This window comes from Micromonospora sp. ANENR4 (assembly GCF_015354395.1).
Lineage (GTDB): Bacteria > Actinomycetota > Actinomycetes > Mycobacteriales > Micromonosporaceae > Micromonospora > Micromonospora aurantiaca.
The window spans coordinates 220110-236000 of record NZ_JADKYQ010000001.1 but is presented as its reverse complement, the minus strand read 5'-3'; the positions used below and the strand labels follow the sequence as shown (position 1 = coordinate 236000).

Genomic DNA, 15891 nt, shown 5'->3' with positions numbered 1-15891 from the left:
AGGGGTCCTTCCGCATGCCTCAGGCGATGGTGCAGATCGCGGCGCCGGACGTGATCACCGCGCCGACCTCGGCGGCGAGCCCGCTGACCGTGCCGGCCTTGTGCGCGTGCAGCGGCTGCTCCATCTTCATCGCCTCCAGCACCACGACCAGGTCGCCCTCGGCCACCTCGTCGCCGTCCGCGACGGCGATCTTCACGATCGTGCCCTGCATCGGGGAGGTGAGCGTGTCCCCGCTGACCGCGGCGCCCGCCTTGCCCCCGCCACCCCGGCGGGCCGGCTTCTTCGCGGCGGGCGCGGCTGCCGCCGTACCCGCGCCGAGCCCGGCGGGGAGGACGACCTCCAGCCGCTTGCCGCCCACCTCGACCACGACGGTCTCGCGCTCGGCCGGTTCGTCGGCGGCGCCGGCGCCGGCGGTGAAGGCCGGTACGGTGTTGTCCCACTCGGTCTCGATCCACCGGGTGTGCACGGCGAACGGCTCGGCCGTGAACGCCTCGTCGCGGATCACCAGGCGGTGGAAGGGCAGCGCGGTCGCCATGCCCTCGACCACCATCTCGTCGAGCGCCCGGCGGGCCCGCTCCAGCGCCTCGGCGCGCGTCTCGCCGACGATGATCACCTTGGCGAGCAGCGAGTCGAAGTTGCCGCCGATCACGTCGCCGGCCGAGATGCCGGTGTCCACCCGCACGCCCGGCCCGGAGGGCAGGCGCAGCGCGGTGACGGTGCCCGGCGCGGGCAGGAAGTTGCGGCCCGGGTCCTCGCCGTTGATCCGGAACTCGATGGCGTGCCCGCGCGGCGCCGGGTCCTCGGTGAAGCGCAGCTTCTCCCCGTCGGCGATGCGGAACTGCTCGCGCACCAGGTCGATGCCGGCGGTCTCCTCGGTGACCGGGTGCTCGACCTGAAGTCGCGTGTTGACCTCCAGGAACGAGATCGTGCCGTCCGCGCCGACCAGGTATTCCACGGTGCCGGCGCCGTGGTAGCCGGCCTCCCGGCAGATGGCCTTGGCGCTGTCGTGGATCTGGGCGCGCTGGGCGTCGGTGAGGAAGGGCGCGGGCGCCTCCTCGACCAGCTTCTGGTGGCGGCGCTGCAGCGAGCAGTCCCGGGTGCCCACCACGATCACGTTGCCGTGCTGGTCGGCCAGCACCTGCGCCTCGACGTGGCGCGGCTTGTCCAGGTAGCGCTCGACGAAGCACTCGCCCCGGCCGAACGCGGCGACCGCCTCGCGGGTGGCCGACTCGAACAGGTGCGGGATCTCCTCCATCGTGCGGGCGACCTTCAGGCCACGCCCGCCACCGCCGAACGCGGCCTTGATGGCGACCGGCAGGCCGTGGTCGACGGCGAACGCCATCACCTCGTCCGCGTTGGCGACCGGGTCCGGTGTGCCGGGCACCAGCGGCGCGCCCGCGCGCTGCGCGATGTGCCGGGCGGTCACCTTGTCGCCGAGGTCGCGGATCGCCTGCGGGGTGGGGCCGATCCAGGTCAGCCCGGCGTCGAGGACGGCCTGGGCGAAGTCGGCGTTCTCGGAGAGGAAGCCGTAGCCGGGGTGCACCGCGTCCGCGCCGGAGCGGGCCGCCACGTCGATCAGCTTGTCGATGCGCAGGTAGCTGTCGGCGGCGGTGTCACCGCCGAGCGCGTACGCCTCGTCGGCGAGCGTGGCGTGCAGGGCGTCCCGGTCGGAGTCCGCGTAGACGGCGACGCTGGCCAGCCCGGCGTCGCGGCAGGCGCGGATGACGCGGACGGCGATCTCGCCGCGGTTGGCGATGAGAACCTTGCGCACCTTGTGGCTCCTCCCGGGAGGTCGTTGCCGGGAGTTTAGCGGCCGAGCTGCGGGGCCTAACGATCGCTCAGTGTGGGATGCGGCACTGTAGTCAAACTTGGTTATTACGCTTGTCCCGTGTCGGCAACGAGGATGATGATTCTTGGCCTGGTTCGGTGGATGCAGCCGGTGCACGGCTACGACGTGCGCCGCGAGCTGCTCAGCTGGAGCGCGGACAAGTGGGCGAACGTGCAACCGGGCTCGATCTACCACGCGCTGCGCAAACTCACCGACGAGGGCCTGCTCCGGACCGTCTCGGTGGAGCAGGTGGGCGCCCGCCCAGCGCGCACCACGTACGAGGTGACGCCGAAGGGAGAGGACGAGTTCGAGACGTTGCTGCGGGCGCAGTGGTGGCAGCTCCACGAGCCGCCGGACCCGTTCGTGGCGGCGTTCTCCTTCCTGCCGGCGATGCCGCGCGAGGAGGCCGCGGCGGCGCTGCGCAACCGGGCGAACCTGCTCCGGGCCGGGGTCGAGTCGACGCGCGCCTCGCTCGACTCGGACTGGGTACGCACCCGCAAGCCGGTGCACGTCGGGTGGATGTTCGAGCTGTGGCTGGCCCGCGCCGAGGCGGAGACGGCCTGGTGCGAGCGGATCGCGGAGCGGATCGAGTCGGGAGTGTCGTACCTGCCCAATGGGATGGAACGGGCCGAGGGCTGGTCGGGGTGGTCAGAAGGGTCTCGATGACACGACATAATCAACGTTGACCAAAAGAGCTATATCGCGTTAGCCTCGGCGGGAATCGCGGGGGATTCGTGCGTCCTCGCGGACGATCGGCGGCCGGTCAGGTCCGCCCGGACGACCAGGAGCAGAAATGATCGAGACCAGGGGGTTGCGGAAGTCGTACCGCTCCCGCGCAGGTCGCGAGACGAAGACAGTGGACGCGGTCCGCGGCGTGAACCTCGACGTCGCGGCGGGGGAGATCTTCGGCTTCCTCGGGCCAAACGGCGCCGGCAAGACCACCACGCTGCGGATGCTCGCCACGCTCATCGAGCCGGACGGCGGTGAGGCCACAGTCGCCGGCGTCGACCTGCGCAAGGACCCGGCCGAGGTGCGCCGCCGGATCGGGTACGTGGCCCAGGGCGGCAGCACCTGGGACGAGTCGAGCGCCCGCGAGGAGCTGGTGCTCCAGGCCCGCCTCTACGGCATCGGCAAGGCCGACGCGCACCGCCGTGCCGAGCGCGCGCTCGAAGCCTTCCAGCTCACCGAGTACGCCGACCGCAAGTGCAAGACCTACTCCGGCGGTCAGCGCCGGCGCGTCGAGATCGCGCTCGGCATCATCCACGAGCCGAAGATCGTCTTCCTGGACGAGCCGACCACCGGCCTCGACCCGCAGAGCCGCGCGCACATGTGGGACGAGATCCGCCGGCTGCGTACCGAGGGGATGACCGTCTTCATCACCACGCACTACCTGGACGAGGCGGACGCGCTCTGCGACCGCATCGCGATCATGGATCACGGCGAGGTGGTCGCCGAGGGCACACCGGCCGAGCTGAAGCGGGAGATCTCCGGCGAGGTGGTGATCGTCGGCCTGGACGCCCCGAGCACCCCGCGCGCCGCCGAGCTGCTCGACACCGAGGCGTACGTGAGCAAGCTGGAGACCGTCGACGAGGGCGGCCTGCGCCTCTACGTCGACGAGGGCGCCACCGCCATCCCGCAGGTGCTGCGCCGTCTCGACCACGCCGGGCTGGACCTGCGCTCGATCGAGCTGCACCGCCCCAGCCTCGACGACGTCTTCCTCACCAAGACCGGCCGCTCGCTGCGCGAGTCCTGACCCCCGGAGAAGCTGTCATGAAACTCGCCCGCGACACCTGGCTGATCTTCCAGCGCCAGACGCAACTGCTGCTGCGCAACCCGGTCTGGATCTTCGTCGGCGTCTTCCAGCCGGTGATGTACCTGCTCCTGTTCGCCCCGCTGCTCAAGCCCGCGCTGAACGCGCCCACCCAGGCCGCCGCGTACAAGATCTTCGTACCCGGCCTGCTCGTGCTGCTGGCCATCTTCGGCGGCCTGTTCCAGGGCTTCGGCCTGATCGCCGAGCTGCGCGCCGGCGTGATCGAGCGCTCCCGGGTCACCCCGGTCAGCCGGCTCGCCCTGCTGCTCGGCCGCTCGCTGCGCGACGTGGTCTCGCTGATCGCGCAGGCGATCATCATCACGCTGCTGGCGCTCGCGTTCGACCTGCGCGTGTTCATCGGCAACCTGCTCCTGGCGTACCTGATGCTCGCGCTCATCGCGCTGATGACCTCGGCCGTCTCCTACGGCATCGCGCTCAAGGTCAAGAGCGAGGACGCGCTCGCCCCGCTCATGAACACCGTCGCGCAGCCGGTGCTGCTGCTCTCCGGCATCCTGCTGCCGCTCACCTTCGCCCCCGGCTGGCTCCAGGGCGTGGCCAAGTGGAACCCGTTCTCCTGGGCGGTCGAGGGCACCCGCGCGCTGTTCAACGGCGACCTCGGCAACGACCGAGTGTGGCAGGGCCTCGGCATCATCGCGGTGCTCGCCGCCGCAGGCGTGTTCTGGGCCGCCCGCCAGTTCGCCCGCAGCGTCCGCTGAGCAGGGGGAGAGCTACCTCTCAGCAGGGGCGGGGCACCGGCCGGGCGCGCGTAGCGTGGGCCGGTGCCCCGCCTCACCCGTGACCGGATCACCTGGCTGACCTACGCCCAGCTCGGTCTGTGGGGCTTCTTCCTCTACGGGTTCGGCCCGGTCGTACCCCTGCTCCGCGACGAACAGGGCACCAGCGCCGCCGTCGCCGGCCTGCACAGCACCGGCATCGCGGTGGGCGCGCTCGCCGGCGGCGCGCTGTTCGCCCCGGTCGCCCGCCGCCTCGGCCGTGGCCCGGCCATCTGGCTCGGCCTCGCCGGCGTCGCCGCGGGCGTGACCGCGCTCGGCCTGCTCCGCCCGCTGCCGGCCACGCTCGCCGCCGTCGCGGTCATCGCCACCTTCGGCATGATGGTCGTCAGCGGCGTGAGCGTGGTGCTCACCGCCCGGCACGGCTCCGCCGCCCCGGCCGCGCTCACCGAGGCCAACGCGGCCTGCGCCGGCATGGGCATCCTGGCGCCGCTGACCATCGGCGCCACCGTCGACGCCGGCCTCGGCTGGCGACCCCTGATGGCCGTCGAGGTCGGGCTGATCACGCTCGTCGCGCTCGCGGCCCTGACTTTCCGGGTACGCGTGCCGAAACGCGCCCCCGCTGACGCGGCTGCCGGCACGCCCGTCCCCGTGGCCGCCGCCACCCGGGTGCCCGTCGTCCCCGCGTCCGGGGTGCCCGAAGCCGTCGTGCCCGCTCCCGTCGTGCCCGCTCCTGCCGTGCCCGCTCCTGCCGTGCCCGCGTCTGCCGTGCCCGCCTCCGGGGAGCCCGTTTCCTCCGGCTCCGGGGCGGCGGGGCGGTTGCCGCGTGCGTACTGGATCGCCTGGGTCCTGATGTCGGTCACCGGGTCGATCGAGGTCTGCCTGTCGCTGTGGACAGCCGACGTGCTGCGGACCCACGCCGGGCTGAGCGCGGGCGGGGCGTCGGCGGCGGTCGCCGCGATCGTGTGCGGCATGTTCGCCGGCCGGATCGCCGGTGGCCGGGCCGCGCTGCGCTGGGCGCCGGTGCCGCTGCTGCTCGGCGCGCTCACCGTCTCGATGGCCGGGTTCGCGCTGTTCTGGGGCAGTACGGTCGGCTGGCTGGCGGTCACCGGGCTGGTCGTGCTCGGGCTCGGCAACGCGCTGCACTACCCGTTGGCGATCTCGATCGCGCTCGCAGTCGCAGGCCCGGCCGCAGACAAGGCGGCGGGCTGGTCCGCGTACTCGATGGGTGTGGGTTTCGGGATCGCGCCGGTGGCGCTCGGGTGGGTGGCCGACGGCCTCGGCCCGCACCCGGCGTTCCTGCTGCTGCCCGCGTTCATCGCGGTGGCGGTGCTGCTGACGGTGCGGCTGGGACGTGCCCTGCCCGCGCCGGTCCGCGCGGCTTGATCGACTCCACTACGGCGAGGTGGCGGCTTCCGGTGCTCGGGGTTGCCGCCACCTCGGCGAGGTTGTGTTCGGTCGGCTCAGAGCACTCGGGCGAGCGTGACGCCGTCGGCGATCGGCAGCATGACCGCGGTGTCCTGCCCTGCTTGGTCCGCGGGGCTTGATCGACTCCATTTCGGCGAGGTGGTGGTATCCGGTGCTCGGGGTTGCCGCCACCTCGGCGAGGTTGTGTTCGGTCGGCTCAGAGCACTCGGGCGAGCGTGACGCCGTCGGCGATCGGCAGCATGACCGCCTCGACGCGGACATCAGCGATGACCGCGTCGTTGAACGCGGCGATCGCCCGGTCGGCGGCGTTGCGCGGGGCGAGCACCCGGCCGTCGCGCAGCGTGTTGTCGACGGCGATCACCGCGCCGGGACGCATGCGGGGCACCAGCTCGTCCCAGTAGATCGGGTAGCCGACCTTGTCCGCGTCGATGAACGCGAAGTCCAGGTAACGCTCGCGGGGCAGCTCGCGCAGCGTCTCGGCGGCCGGGCCGATGCGCAGCTCGATGCGGTCCTGCACACCGGCGCGCTGCCAGTAGCGCCGGGCCACGCCCGTGTACTCCTCGGAGATGTCGAAGCAGGTCAACCGGCCGCCCTCCGCCAGCCCCCGGGCGATAGCCAGCGAGGAGAGGCCGGTGAACGTGCCGACCTCGACCGCCTGCCGTACGCCGAGCAGCCGGGTCAGGAACGTCAGGAACGCGGCCTGTTCGGGCGCTACCTGCATGACCGCCTCGGCGGGCAGGGCCGCCCGGGTCTCCTCGGCCAGTTCCTGGACGATCTCGTCCGGGGCGGACCCGTGGGCCACCAGGTAGGCGTGCAGTTCCGGGGTGAGCGGCAGCGGCTTCGTGGTCATGTCCGGACGTTAGCCGAGATGTTCGATCTCCTGGCCCCCGGGCGCGATCTTCGTCCACAGGTCGACGATGCTCAGCTCCACCTCGGCGAGCAGCCGGCGCAGCAACGGCAGGGACAGCCCCACCACCGTGCCCGGATCGCCCTCGATCCCGGTCAGGAACGCCCCACCCAGCCCGTCGATGGTGAACGCGCCGGCCACGGCCAGCGGCTCGCCCGTCTCCACGTACGCGGCGATCTCCTCGTCGCTGATGTCGGCGAAGTGCACAGTCGTAGAGGCGACGGCCTCGGCGCGGGACTCGTGCGTCACGTCGATCAGGCAGTGCCCGGTGTGCAGGACGCCGCTGCGCCCGCGCATCCGCTGCCACCGCCGGGTGGCGTCCGCTGCGTCATCGGGCTTGCCGAGAATCTCACCGTCGAAGGCGAGCACCGAGTCGCAGCCGAGCACCAGCGTGCGCTCGTCCGGCGAGGGCCGCAGCCGATCGCGTACCGCCTGCGCCTTCAGCCGGGCCAGCTCCAGGCACAGATCCTCGGCCTGATCGCTCACCACCTGCGACTCGTCCACGCCGCTGACCAGCACGTCCGGCTCGATCCCGGCGGCCTGGAGCAACTTGCGGCGGGCGGGGGACTGCGAGGCGAGCACGAGGCGCACCGGTACGGAGGTCGACACCCCGCCGACGCTACCGGCTGACCCTCGGCGGCGGGTCGTCGGCACGTCGGCGCCGCCGCCAGAAGAGGTAGCCGCCGCCCGCCGCCACCAGCACACCCAGGGTGGCGAGTCCGCGTACCGTGCCGGCGCTGTCACCCTTATCGGGTGCTGCCTCCGCCGACGCGGGTGGCGTGACGTCGGAGGACTCGAAGCCGAGCGGCGGTACGTCTGCGGTGAGCGCGGCGACCAGGTCGATGACGCCGTAGCCGTACTGGTCGTCGCGACCAGGTGGTCCCTTGTCGACGGCGGTGGCGGTCAGGCGGTGGGCGACTTCCTGGGCGGGCAGATTGGGGTACTTGGAGCGGATGAGAGCAGCAGCCCCGGCAACGATCGCAGTCGCGCTGGACGTCCCCGTGCCCTTCGAGTACTTGCCGTCGTAGCTCGTGCTGTAGATGTCGACAGCAGGCGCAACCACATCAATCTCCGGGCCGCTCACCGAAACGGGGGCATGTTCTCCGCTGCGGTCAACGCCTCCAACTGCGATCACACCTGCTGCGCTGGCCGGGTATCCAACGTACCCGTCTTCTGGCCTATTTCCGGCCGCCGCAACGACTACAATATCGGCCAATAAGGCCGCTCGGATTGATCGAACTAGTTCCGGGCTCGATGCGCCACTGCTGGAAATGCTAATGACAGTCGCATTCTTTGCGATAGCAAAATCAATTCCCGCTGCCAGATCATCCGGCAGTCCAGTATTCTCTGCCCCAGACGACTGGATTGGGAGAATTTTTGCACGGGGTGCAATCCCAACCGCTCCTGTCCCATCGCTCTGGCCGTGGGCGGCAATAAGGCCAGCCATGCCCGTGCCGTGGCTGTTTTTGTCGTCGCGGCCATCCCCGGTTGCACCCTGGACTGTGGTAGTGCCCGGTAGCAGGTTGTTGCGTAGGTCTGGGTGAGGGGCGACGCCTGTGTCGGGGACCGCGACAAGGACTCCCTCGCCTTGAGCTATTGAATTAGCGACGTCTGACTTCAAGTAACGAAGGTGCCACTGGTCCGCTCTTACGCGGTTGCCCGGTTCGTCAGCCGATTGAGATGGAATCTGGCGCCCTGGCGCCACGATGGCCAGGACTAAGAGAGCGGCCGCGATTGATCGCGTCACGCTCACCGGTCGAAACCGATTGCAGGACCTGGGTCTATCGGTCCACTGTCGTCGGGGGGACGCATGACTGGATCGACGCCTCGGCTCGTCTCCCAAGGATGATCGGCGTCCCAGACTGGCTTGCCTTCGCTGTCAGGATCCCGTCGGCTCCTAGGATTCGCTGATGCTGAGGGGGAGCCGCCAATCGGGAAAGGGCCCGCTCCGGGCGGTACGGTCCGCCCAGTTCCCGGCCTGGATCCTGCGGCGCCGCTGGGGGCTGTGCCTGCTCCGCCCCCACCAATTACTCCACCCACCGGGTTGACCCGCCGCGGAGCGCTTGGCGCTGGTTGGCTGATGCCTTGGCTCGGGGGTACTCCAACAAATCCGTTAGGTAGAGCTGGACGCCCAGTGCTGCCTGAAGGTGGGCGAGACGTCCCCACGTCACTTGTGGGAAGGTTCGGCTGTGCGGGTGCTGCCGAGCGGTGAAATGAGTTTCGCCCGAGGTTTGCCGTTGGTGAAAGGCCGATCTGCCCTCCAACCCCAGTCGTGGGATGGAGGGCTTGGCTGATCGGTGGCGATGGCGCCAGCGGCGGGACTGGCGCTGCCCCGGGTCCGGCCCCGCCCAATATCGGTCCAACGTTGCTCGAAGGTGTTGTCGGTGACTTGGCCGCTGATGGGGAGATCGTCGATGGCTTGGCGGGTGACCGTCGTGCTGAGGCCGGAACCTGGACTGGCGCAACCGGTGGGATGACCGGCGGGACCTCGCCGTAGGCGTCGGGATCGCTGATCTGGCGGCCTGGGCGGATTGGTGTGGGTGGGCGCTGGAGCATGACCTGGGCGTGCTGGAGTTCGCCGCTCAGCCCCGTCATCAACCCGCGCGCCCGTACGTTCAACTGCTCCAGGTCGTCGTCCGTCACCGGGGGCCGCTCCGGCAACCGGCTGCCCGCAACCGCCTTCGGGTCGGCGATCGTCGCCTCGTACGCCTGCTTCTGCCGCAGCTTCTTCGCGTACTCCTCGTGCAGTGGTTGCAGCTCGGCCCGCGCGCTGCCGATGGCCCGGGCGGCGGCCGCCAGCGCGTCGTAGTTCGCGGCGGCCGCGTCGTGGGTGCGCTGCACGCGCTCGATGAGCTGGTCGAGTTCGGCGATGTACGCCCGCGCGGCGGCGTTGGTCTCCGGTGGCCACGCGTCGGCCAGGCCGCGCCGGTATTCGCGCAGGCGGCTCAGGTGGGCCAGGGCGAGGTCGCAGACCTTGCGCCAACCGGCGACCTGCTTCCACTGGCCGGCGGTGTCCTGGTCCTGCACGCACGCCCACATGCTGAGGACGTCCATCAGCCGCCAGTCGGTCAGCCCGGAGGTGCGTCCGCTGCCCCGTTCGATCACGGCAGGATCACCCGGCTCTGTTCGGGGGCGGTGGGGTCGGCCAGTGGCGGCATCGGGCGGGCGACGGTGGCGGACGGCCCGGCGAGCGCTCGTTCCACGTCGGCCACGCGGGCGGAGGAGAACGCGTCGGCGTCGCCGTAGCGGGCGGCGATCCGCCCGGCGGCGTCGGCGAGCCGGCCGGTCGCCGGTGCGAGATCCCAGACCGCGCTCACCGCGGCGGTCTGGGTGTCGTGGTGGGCCTGGAGGAACTGGACCAGCTCGATGAAGGCGTCGGCCGGGTTGGGCACCGGCGCCTTCATGTCGTCGGCGATGTAGGACAGGTGCGGCGAGTAGTTGCGCGTCACCTCGTCCTGGAGGCGGTCGGCGAACTCCCGCATCTGTCGGATGTCGGCCTCGATGCCGCCGTAGCCGCGCAGCCAGCCGGCTGGCTGGTTGTCCTCCGGGATCATCGGAGCCTCCTGCCCGTCACCACACGGTTTCCCTGAGTGAGGTTAATGGCTCGACGCTGATCCCGGCAGCCCCGCCCCGTCGCCGCGAGCGGGAGGTGAGGTCAGCGGGGGAGGCCGGAGGCCCGCCACGCGCCGGGGCCCGCGACGTGCCCGGCCAGGGCGGGGCGTGCGCTGCGCGCCCACTGCGACACGGGGGCCGGCGCGGCGGCCTGGGCCGGGCGGGTGCGCACCACGATCGCGCCGACCAGAGCGGCCAGCTCCTCGGCGGTGGGCACGCCACGGACGATCCGGAACAGCGGCTCCTCGGCAGACATGACCCAAGGGTACGCGTCGCGAATTCGACCTTCGCCGTACAGTGGCGTGCCGACGGTGTGGGCGTCGCAGCGGCCGGGTACGGTTCTCTGCGATGTCGAACGCGCTCCCCCAACTCGTCGCCGACCGGTACCGGCTTCTCACGCCGCTCGGCCAGGGCGGCATGGGCCGCGTCTGGAAGGCGCGGGACGAGGTGCTGCACCGGGACGTGGCCATCAAGGAACTGGTCCCGCCCCCCGGCCTCACCCCGGAGGAGCGCCGCGAGATGCGCGAGCGCTCGCTGCGTGAGGCGCGGGCGATCGCCCGCCTCAACAACGTCAACGTGGTCCGCATCTTCGACGTGCTGCGCACCGACGGCGATCCGTGGATCGTGATGGAGTACGTGGCGTCGAAGTCGTTGCAGGACACCATCGCCGAGGACGGCCCGGTCACCCCGGCCAAGGCGGTCGAGATCGGCCTCGGCGTGCTGAACGCGCTGAAGGCCGCGCACAAGGCCGGCATCATGCACCGCGACGTCAAGCCGGGCAACGTGCTGCTCGGCGAGGACGGCCGCGTGGTGCTCACCGACTTCGGCCTGGCCACCATCCCCGGCGACCCGAACGTGACGCGTACCGGCATGGTGCTGGGCTCGCCCGCGTACATCTCGCCGGAGCGTGCCCGCGACGGCACCGCGGGTCCGGAGGCGGACCTGTGGTCGCTCGGCGCCACGCTCTACGCGGCGGTCGAGGGCAAGTCGCCGTACGCGCGCCCGTCGGCGATCGCCACGCTCGCCGCGCTCGCCACCGAGCCGATGCCGCCGCCGCGCAACGCCGGGCCGCTCAAGCCGGTGCTCCAGGGCCTGCTGCGCAAGGATCCGGACGAGCGGATCACCGCCGAGGTCGCGGAGCGCATGCTGCGCAAGGCCGCCGGTCGGCGGGCCAAGAGCATCTCGCTGCTGGACGGCGTACGCCGGCCCGGGCCCAACGGTCCGCGTGTGCCGCGCCCGCCGCTGGTGCCCGCGCCGCGCCCGGCCGACCAGGCCGAGCGATCGGCGGGCGCCGCGTCCGGGGTCGCCGCAACCGGAGGTACGGCGGCAGCCGCCGACCCGACGGCGAAGGTGCCGGCACCCACCTCGGACGCCGGTCCCACCGCGAAGGTGACCCCGCCGCCCGCCGACCCGACGGCGAAGCTCGACCCGGCGCCCTCGGCCGACGAGACGCTTGTGGACGACGAGGCGCGGGTGGACGGCGTCGACCCGGCGCTGGACGAGACGCGGCTCGACGGCGAACCGGTCGCCGACACCCCGGCGCCGGTGAGCCCGGCCGTGACCGGCTCCGCGCCGGTCAGCCCGGCTCCCGTGCAGGAGGCGTCGTCGACCGGCCGGGCGACGGTGCTGCCGGTCGAGAAGTCCGCGCCGAACCGGCGCAACCTGCTGATCGGCGCGCTGGTAGTGCTGCTGCTCGTCGGCCTGGTGGTGGCCGTGCCGCTGCTGAACAACGGTGACGACGGCGACGGCGGTGAGCCGACTGCAGGCACCTCGGCGTCGGCGGCGGCGCCGCCCGCGCCGAGCGAGAGCGCGTCGCCGAGTGCCCCGGCGGCGAGCGCGTCGGCCAGCCCCACGCCGTCGGCCAGCCCGTCGGCCTCGGGGTTCACGCTGCCGGCCGGGTGGCGTCTCTACACCGGCCCGAACGGCTTCAAGGTGCCGATCCCGAACGGTTTCGAGGCGCGGGTCCGCAGCGACAACGTCGTGCTCTACGAGGTCGGTGGCGCCCGGCGGGTGCTGTTCATCCAGTGGACGCCCTCGCCGGAGAAGGACGCGTACGCCGACTGGAAGAGCAAGGAATCGTCCCGGCGCAACTACGTCCGGAATTACGAGTACGTCAGCATCACCAAGTGCGACCCCTACTTCCGCACCTGCGCCGACTGGGACTGGCTGGAGACGCGCGACGACGGCACCCGGTTCCACGTGCGTAACCGGGGTGTGGCGACGGCCAGCAACAGGGGCTTCGCGCTGCGCTGGGAGGTGCCCGCGAAGGACTGGGACGCCAACCTGGCCAACTGGGAGATCATCACCAAGGGCTTCGTGCCGGACCGTCAGAACTGACCGGGAATCCCGCCGCTCACGAAACTCGCTCGCATGGCTTTCCGTCCTCGGGGGTATGAATCCCTCCGACGACGGAAGGAGGCGCGACATGGGTTACCGACGGAGGTACACCGGCCCGCGGCTGGCACTGTGGATGCTCGTTGCGCTCGGCGACGTCGTACTGCTCCTGATCAGCGCCGGTCTGTCCGCGCCGGTCGCGGTCCTCGGCGTGCTGACGCTCACGGTAGTGGGCGTGGCGGCGTGGCGCCTGACGCGCCGCACGCCGGTGCCCGTCCCGGCCACCGCGCGCCGCAGAGCCTGACCTCGGGGTACGACGACAGCGGGACCGCCTCGTGACGAGGCGGTCCCACTTGTGTCGCACGTACGTCAGGCGGTGTTGTTCGCCAGCGCGATCAGCCGGCTGCGGTCACCGTTCCAGTAGTTGCGGTCGACGTTGCCGCTGATCCCGGAGACGGCGCCGGTGCTGGTGTACTGCCAGAAGCTCCACACCGGGGCGCCGGCCGGCAGCGTGCCGGGCGCGCTGGCCCAGCGGGCGAGCCACAGCGGGTGGTTGGCCCACGGGCCGGTCCAGCTGCCCGTGCACTGGTTCCACCAGCTCGTGGTGGTGTAGATGACCGCGTACCGGCCGGTGCGGGAGCGGTAGGTGTTGAGGAAGTCCTGGATCCAGTTGCGCATGCCGGTGGTGCTCAGGCCGTAGCAGTAGCCGCCGCTGTACGGGTTGCCCTCGATGTCCAGCGCGGCGGGCAGCGTACGGCTGTCCGCCGACCAGGCGCCACCGTTGCTGGCCAGGTAGTTGGCCTGGGTGGAACCGGCGGAGATGTTCGGCCGGGCGAAGTGGTACGCCCCGCGGATCACCCCGGCGTTGTACGCGTTGACGTAGTTCGCGTTGAAGTTCGGGTCCTTGTAGCTCGTGCCCTCGGTGGCCTTGATGAAGGCGAACTGGATACCCGAGTTGCGCACGCTGGTCCAGTTGATGCTGCCCTGGTAGCGGGAGACGTCGATCCCGGGCGTGGTCGCGGCGGCGGCCGGTCCGGCGGTCGCCACGAGGGCCACGGCCGCGGTGGCGGCGGCGGCCAGGCCGGCGGCGAGAAGCCGGCGTACGGAGAGTCTGGTGCTGGGCATGGTTGCCTCCAGAGGGACGTCCGTCTATTGACGCCCATCTTTGGAGCTTAGTGCCCTAGATCGCAATAGGGGGAAAGGAAATTTTCATCGACGGCCGTCGTTCGTCCAGGTGGCGCGACGGATGCGGGTCAGCGCAGGTCGCTCGGGTCCATCGCCCAGCGGAACGGCTCGGTGACACTCAGCGTCTCGCCCGCCTTGGTGACGGCATCCTCGACGTAGTGCGCGCCGTCGAGCCGGTGCAGCAGCACGCCGGTCGAGCGACACGGCTCGGGGCGGTAGGCTCCCCGCCCATGCCCCTGATCGACGGTCTCACCACGCTCTGGGACACGCTGACCAGCGCCCAGCCGGACCCGCCGCCGCTGCTCGTGGTGGTCACCGCCGTGGTCGCGCTCGCGGTGGTCGTGGCCCGGCTGCCCTGGCGGATCGCCCGCAACGCGGTGACCATCGCGCACGAGGGCGGCCATGCGCTCGTCGCGTTGCTCACCGGCCGGCGGCTGCACGGCATCCGGCTGCACTCGGACACCTCCGGGCTGACGCTGTCCGCCGGCCGTCCCACCGGGCCCGGCATGATCCTCACGCTGCTCGCCGGGTACGTCGCGCCGTCGCTGCTCGGCCTCGGCGGCGCGTGGCTGCTGGCCGGGAACCGGATCACGCTGCTGCTCTGGCTCGCGGTGGCGCTGCTGCTGGGCATGCTGGTGATGATCCGCAACCTGTTCGGCGTGCTGTCGCTGCTGGTCACCGGCGGCGTGGTGCTCGCCGTCTCCTGGTACACCTCGCCCGAGGTGCAGGCCGCGTTCGCTTGGACGTCGGTGTGGTTCCTGCTGATCGGCGGCGTACGGCCGGTGTTCGAGCTGCACCGGCAGCGCGCCCGGGGCCGGATGCCGCAGTCCGACGCCGACCAGCTCGCCCGGATCACGCCGTTCCCGGCGCTGTTCTGGGTGGGCCTGTTCCTGCTGGTGAGCGTGGGCGCACTCGCCGCCGGAGCGCTGCTGCTGGCCGGCCCGATCCTCGCCGACACGGGCCTCACCGCCTGACCGAGCCGAACCGCATCTCGTCCCGGAGCGGACCGCCTCGCGACAGGGCAGAATCGGACCGTGCGATACGTGATCATCGGAGCGGGCGCGGTCGGCGGCACCATCGGCGTACTCCTGGCCGACGCCGGCCACGACGTGACGCTCGTGGCCCGCGGCGCGCACCTAAACGCGCTGCGGGAACGGGGTCTGACGCTGCGCACGCCGGACCGCGAGGTGACGGGCCGGCTCCCCGCGGTGGCCGGTCCGGACGGGCCGCCACTGCCGGCGGACACCGTGCTGGTCCTCACCGTGAAGTCGCAGGACACCGTGGCGGCGCTCGACACCTGGGCGGACGCCCCGGTCGAGGGCGGCGGAACGGCGGGCGAACGGCTGCCGGTCGTGCTGGCGCAGAACGGCGTGGCGAACGAGCCGGCCGCGCTGCGTCGCTTCGCCCGCGTGCACCCGGTGTGCGTGTGGCTGCCCGCCACCCACCTGGAGCCGGGCGTGGTGGTCGCCAACGGCCATCCGCATCCGGGCATGCTGCACATCGGCCGCTACCCGACCGGCGCCGACGACACCAGCCGCGCGGTCGCCGCCGACCTGACCGCGGCCGGGTTCGTCGCGCCTGTCCGGGACGACGTGATGCGCTGGAAGTACGGCAAGCTGCTCGCCAACCTCGGCAACGGCCTCCAGGCCCTGCTCGGCCGGGACGTGCCCGAGCCGCTGTCGAAGCGGGTACGCGCAGAGGGAGAGGCGGCGCTCGCCGCGGCGGGCATCGCCCACACCACTGTCGAGGAGGAGGCCGCCGAACGGGGCGACCTGGTGTCGCACCGGCCGGTCGGCGGCGAGGAGCGCTCCGGCGGTTCCACCTGGCAGAGCCTGGCCCGTGGTGCCGGCTCGGTCGAGACCGACCACCTCAACGGTGAGATCGTGCTGCTCGGGCGCCTGCACGGCGTACCCACCCCGGCCAACGCGGCCGTGCAGACCGCGGTCCGCCGGGCGGTCCGCGACCGGATCCCGGCCGGCGGCTTCCCGCTCGGCGAGTTGGAGAAATTGCTCGGCTGAGCGGGCAACCCGCGCCGCGCCGCCAGGCGTGTCCCCTC

16 protein-coding genes are annotated in these 15891 nt (G+C 71.8%); 9 read left to right on the top strand and 7 right to left on the bottom strand.

Features of this window, described 5'->3' with window-relative positions:
• Window positions 1-19 precede the first annotated feature (19 nt).
• A complete protein-coding gene (locus tag IRY44_RS01085) occupies window positions 20-1771 on the bottom strand; it encodes a biotin carboxylase N-terminal domain-containing protein (RefSeq protein ID WP_194798605.1) in 1752 nt (583 codons plus the stop codon).
• Between the two features lie 132 nt (window positions 1772-1903).
• On the opposite strand from IRY44_RS01085, the gene IRY44_RS01080 reads away from it, so the two are divergent.
• From IRY44_RS01080 to IRY44_RS01065, 4 genes are all read left to right on the top strand, one after another.
• Window positions 1904-2494, top strand: a complete 591-nt coding sequence (locus tag IRY44_RS01080; protein ID WP_194798956.1) for a PadR family transcriptional regulator — start codon at window positions 1904-1906, stop codon at window positions 2492-2494.
• Between the two features lie 127 nt (window positions 2495-2621).
• A complete protein-coding gene (locus tag IRY44_RS01075; protein ID WP_194798604.1) occupies window positions 2622-3581 on the top strand; it encodes an ATP-binding cassette domain-containing protein in 960 nt (319 codons plus the stop codon).
• 17 nt (window positions 3582-3598) lie between these two features.
• Window positions 3599-4354 (top strand): ABC transporter permease, encoded by a 756-nt coding sequence (locus IRY44_RS01070; RefSeq protein WP_013284036.1) that lies wholly within the window; start codon window positions 3599-3601, stop codon window positions 4352-4354.
• Window positions 4355-4417: 63 nt separating this feature from the next.
• Window positions 4418-5755 carry an MFS transporter gene (locus IRY44_RS01065; protein WP_194798603.1) on the top strand — a complete coding sequence of 446 codons (1338 nt, stop codon included), beginning with the start codon at window positions 4418-4420 and terminating at the stop codon, window positions 5753-5755.
• A 238-nt stretch (window positions 5756-5993) separates the two neighbouring features.
• Here IRY44_RS01065 and IRY44_RS01060 read toward each other — a convergent pair whose 3' ends face one another.
• The 3 genes from IRY44_RS01060 to IRY44_RS01050 are packed head-to-tail and all read right to left on the bottom strand — an operon-like array spanning window position 5994 to window position 8457.
• The gene (locus tag IRY44_RS01060; protein ID WP_194798602.1) at window positions 5994-6647 is read right to left on the bottom strand and encodes an O-methyltransferase; all 654 of its coding nucleotides are present in this window, start codon (window positions 6645-6647) and stop codon (window positions 5994-5996) included.
• Between the two features lie 9 nt (window positions 6648-6656).
• The gene (locus IRY44_RS01055; protein ID WP_194798601.1) at window positions 6657-7313 is read right to left on the bottom strand and encodes a Maf family protein; all 657 of its coding nucleotides are present in this window, start codon (window positions 7311-7313) and stop codon (window positions 6657-6659) included.
• A 10-nt stretch (window positions 7314-7323) separates the two neighbouring features.
• Entirely contained in the window at window positions 7324-8457 is a 1134-nt protein-coding gene (locus IRY44_RS01050; protein ID WP_370584811.1) for a S8 family serine peptidase, read from the bottom strand.
• A gap of 801 nt (window positions 8458-9258) precedes the next feature.
• On the opposite strand from IRY44_RS01050, the gene IRY44_RS31205 reads away from it, so the two are divergent.
• On the top strand, window positions 9259-9513 hold the full coding sequence (locus tag IRY44_RS31205; RefSeq protein ID WP_091415556.1) for a hypothetical protein: 255 nt from the start codon (window positions 9259-9261) through the stop codon (window positions 9511-9513).
• A 292-nt stretch (window positions 9514-9805) separates the two neighbouring features.
• Here IRY44_RS31205 and IRY44_RS01040 read toward each other — a convergent pair whose 3' ends face one another.
• Together IRY44_RS01040 and IRY44_RS01035 are read right to left on the bottom strand one after the other, a co-directional pair.
• Window positions 9806-10258 carry a hypothetical protein gene (locus tag IRY44_RS01040; protein WP_121684324.1) on the bottom strand — a complete coding sequence of 151 codons (453 nt, stop codon included), beginning with the start codon at window positions 10256-10258 and terminating at the stop codon, window positions 9806-9808.
• 101 nt (window positions 10259-10359) lie between these two features.
• Complete coding sequence (locus tag IRY44_RS01035; RefSeq protein WP_194798600.1) at window positions 10360-10572, bottom strand: acyl-CoA carboxylase subunit epsilon; 213 nt, start codon at window positions 10570-10572, stop codon at window positions 10360-10362.
• A 92-nt stretch (window positions 10573-10664) separates the two neighbouring features.
• Between IRY44_RS01035 and IRY44_RS01030 the strand changes: the two genes are divergently transcribed.
• The gene (locus IRY44_RS01030) at window positions 10665-12653 is read left to right on the top strand and encodes a serine/threonine-protein kinase (protein WP_194798599.1); all 1989 of its coding nucleotides are present in this window, start codon (window positions 10665-10667) and stop codon (window positions 12651-12653) included.
• Window positions 12654-12741: 88 nt separating this feature from the next.
• Entirely contained in the window at window positions 12742-12954 is a 213-nt protein-coding gene (locus tag IRY44_RS01025; protein WP_194798598.1) for a hypothetical protein, read from the top strand.
• 65 nt (window positions 12955-13019) lie between these two features.
• Here IRY44_RS01025 and IRY44_RS01020 read toward each other — a convergent pair whose 3' ends face one another.
• Window positions 13020-13775, bottom strand: a complete 756-nt coding sequence (locus tag IRY44_RS01020; protein WP_194798597.1) for a GH25 family lysozyme — start codon at window positions 13773-13775, stop codon at window positions 13020-13022.
• Between the two features lie 290 nt (window positions 13776-14065).
• Here IRY44_RS01020 and IRY44_RS01010 point away from each other — a divergent pair, with 290 nt between their 5' ends.
• Together IRY44_RS01010 and IRY44_RS31200 are read left to right on the top strand one after the other, a co-directional pair.
• Window positions 14066-14809: a M50 family metallopeptidase gene (locus IRY44_RS01010; RefSeq protein ID WP_194798596.1), complete on the top strand. Its 744-nt coding sequence runs from the start codon at window positions 14066-14068 to the stop codon at window positions 14807-14809.
• A 60-nt stretch (window positions 14810-14869) separates the two neighbouring features.
• Window positions 14870-15853 carry a ketopantoate reductase family protein gene (locus IRY44_RS31200; RefSeq protein ID WP_194798595.1) on the top strand — a complete coding sequence of 328 codons (984 nt, stop codon included), beginning with the start codon at window positions 14870-14872 and terminating at the stop codon, window positions 15851-15853.
• The last annotated feature ends 38 nt before the right edge of the window (window positions 15854-15891 follow it).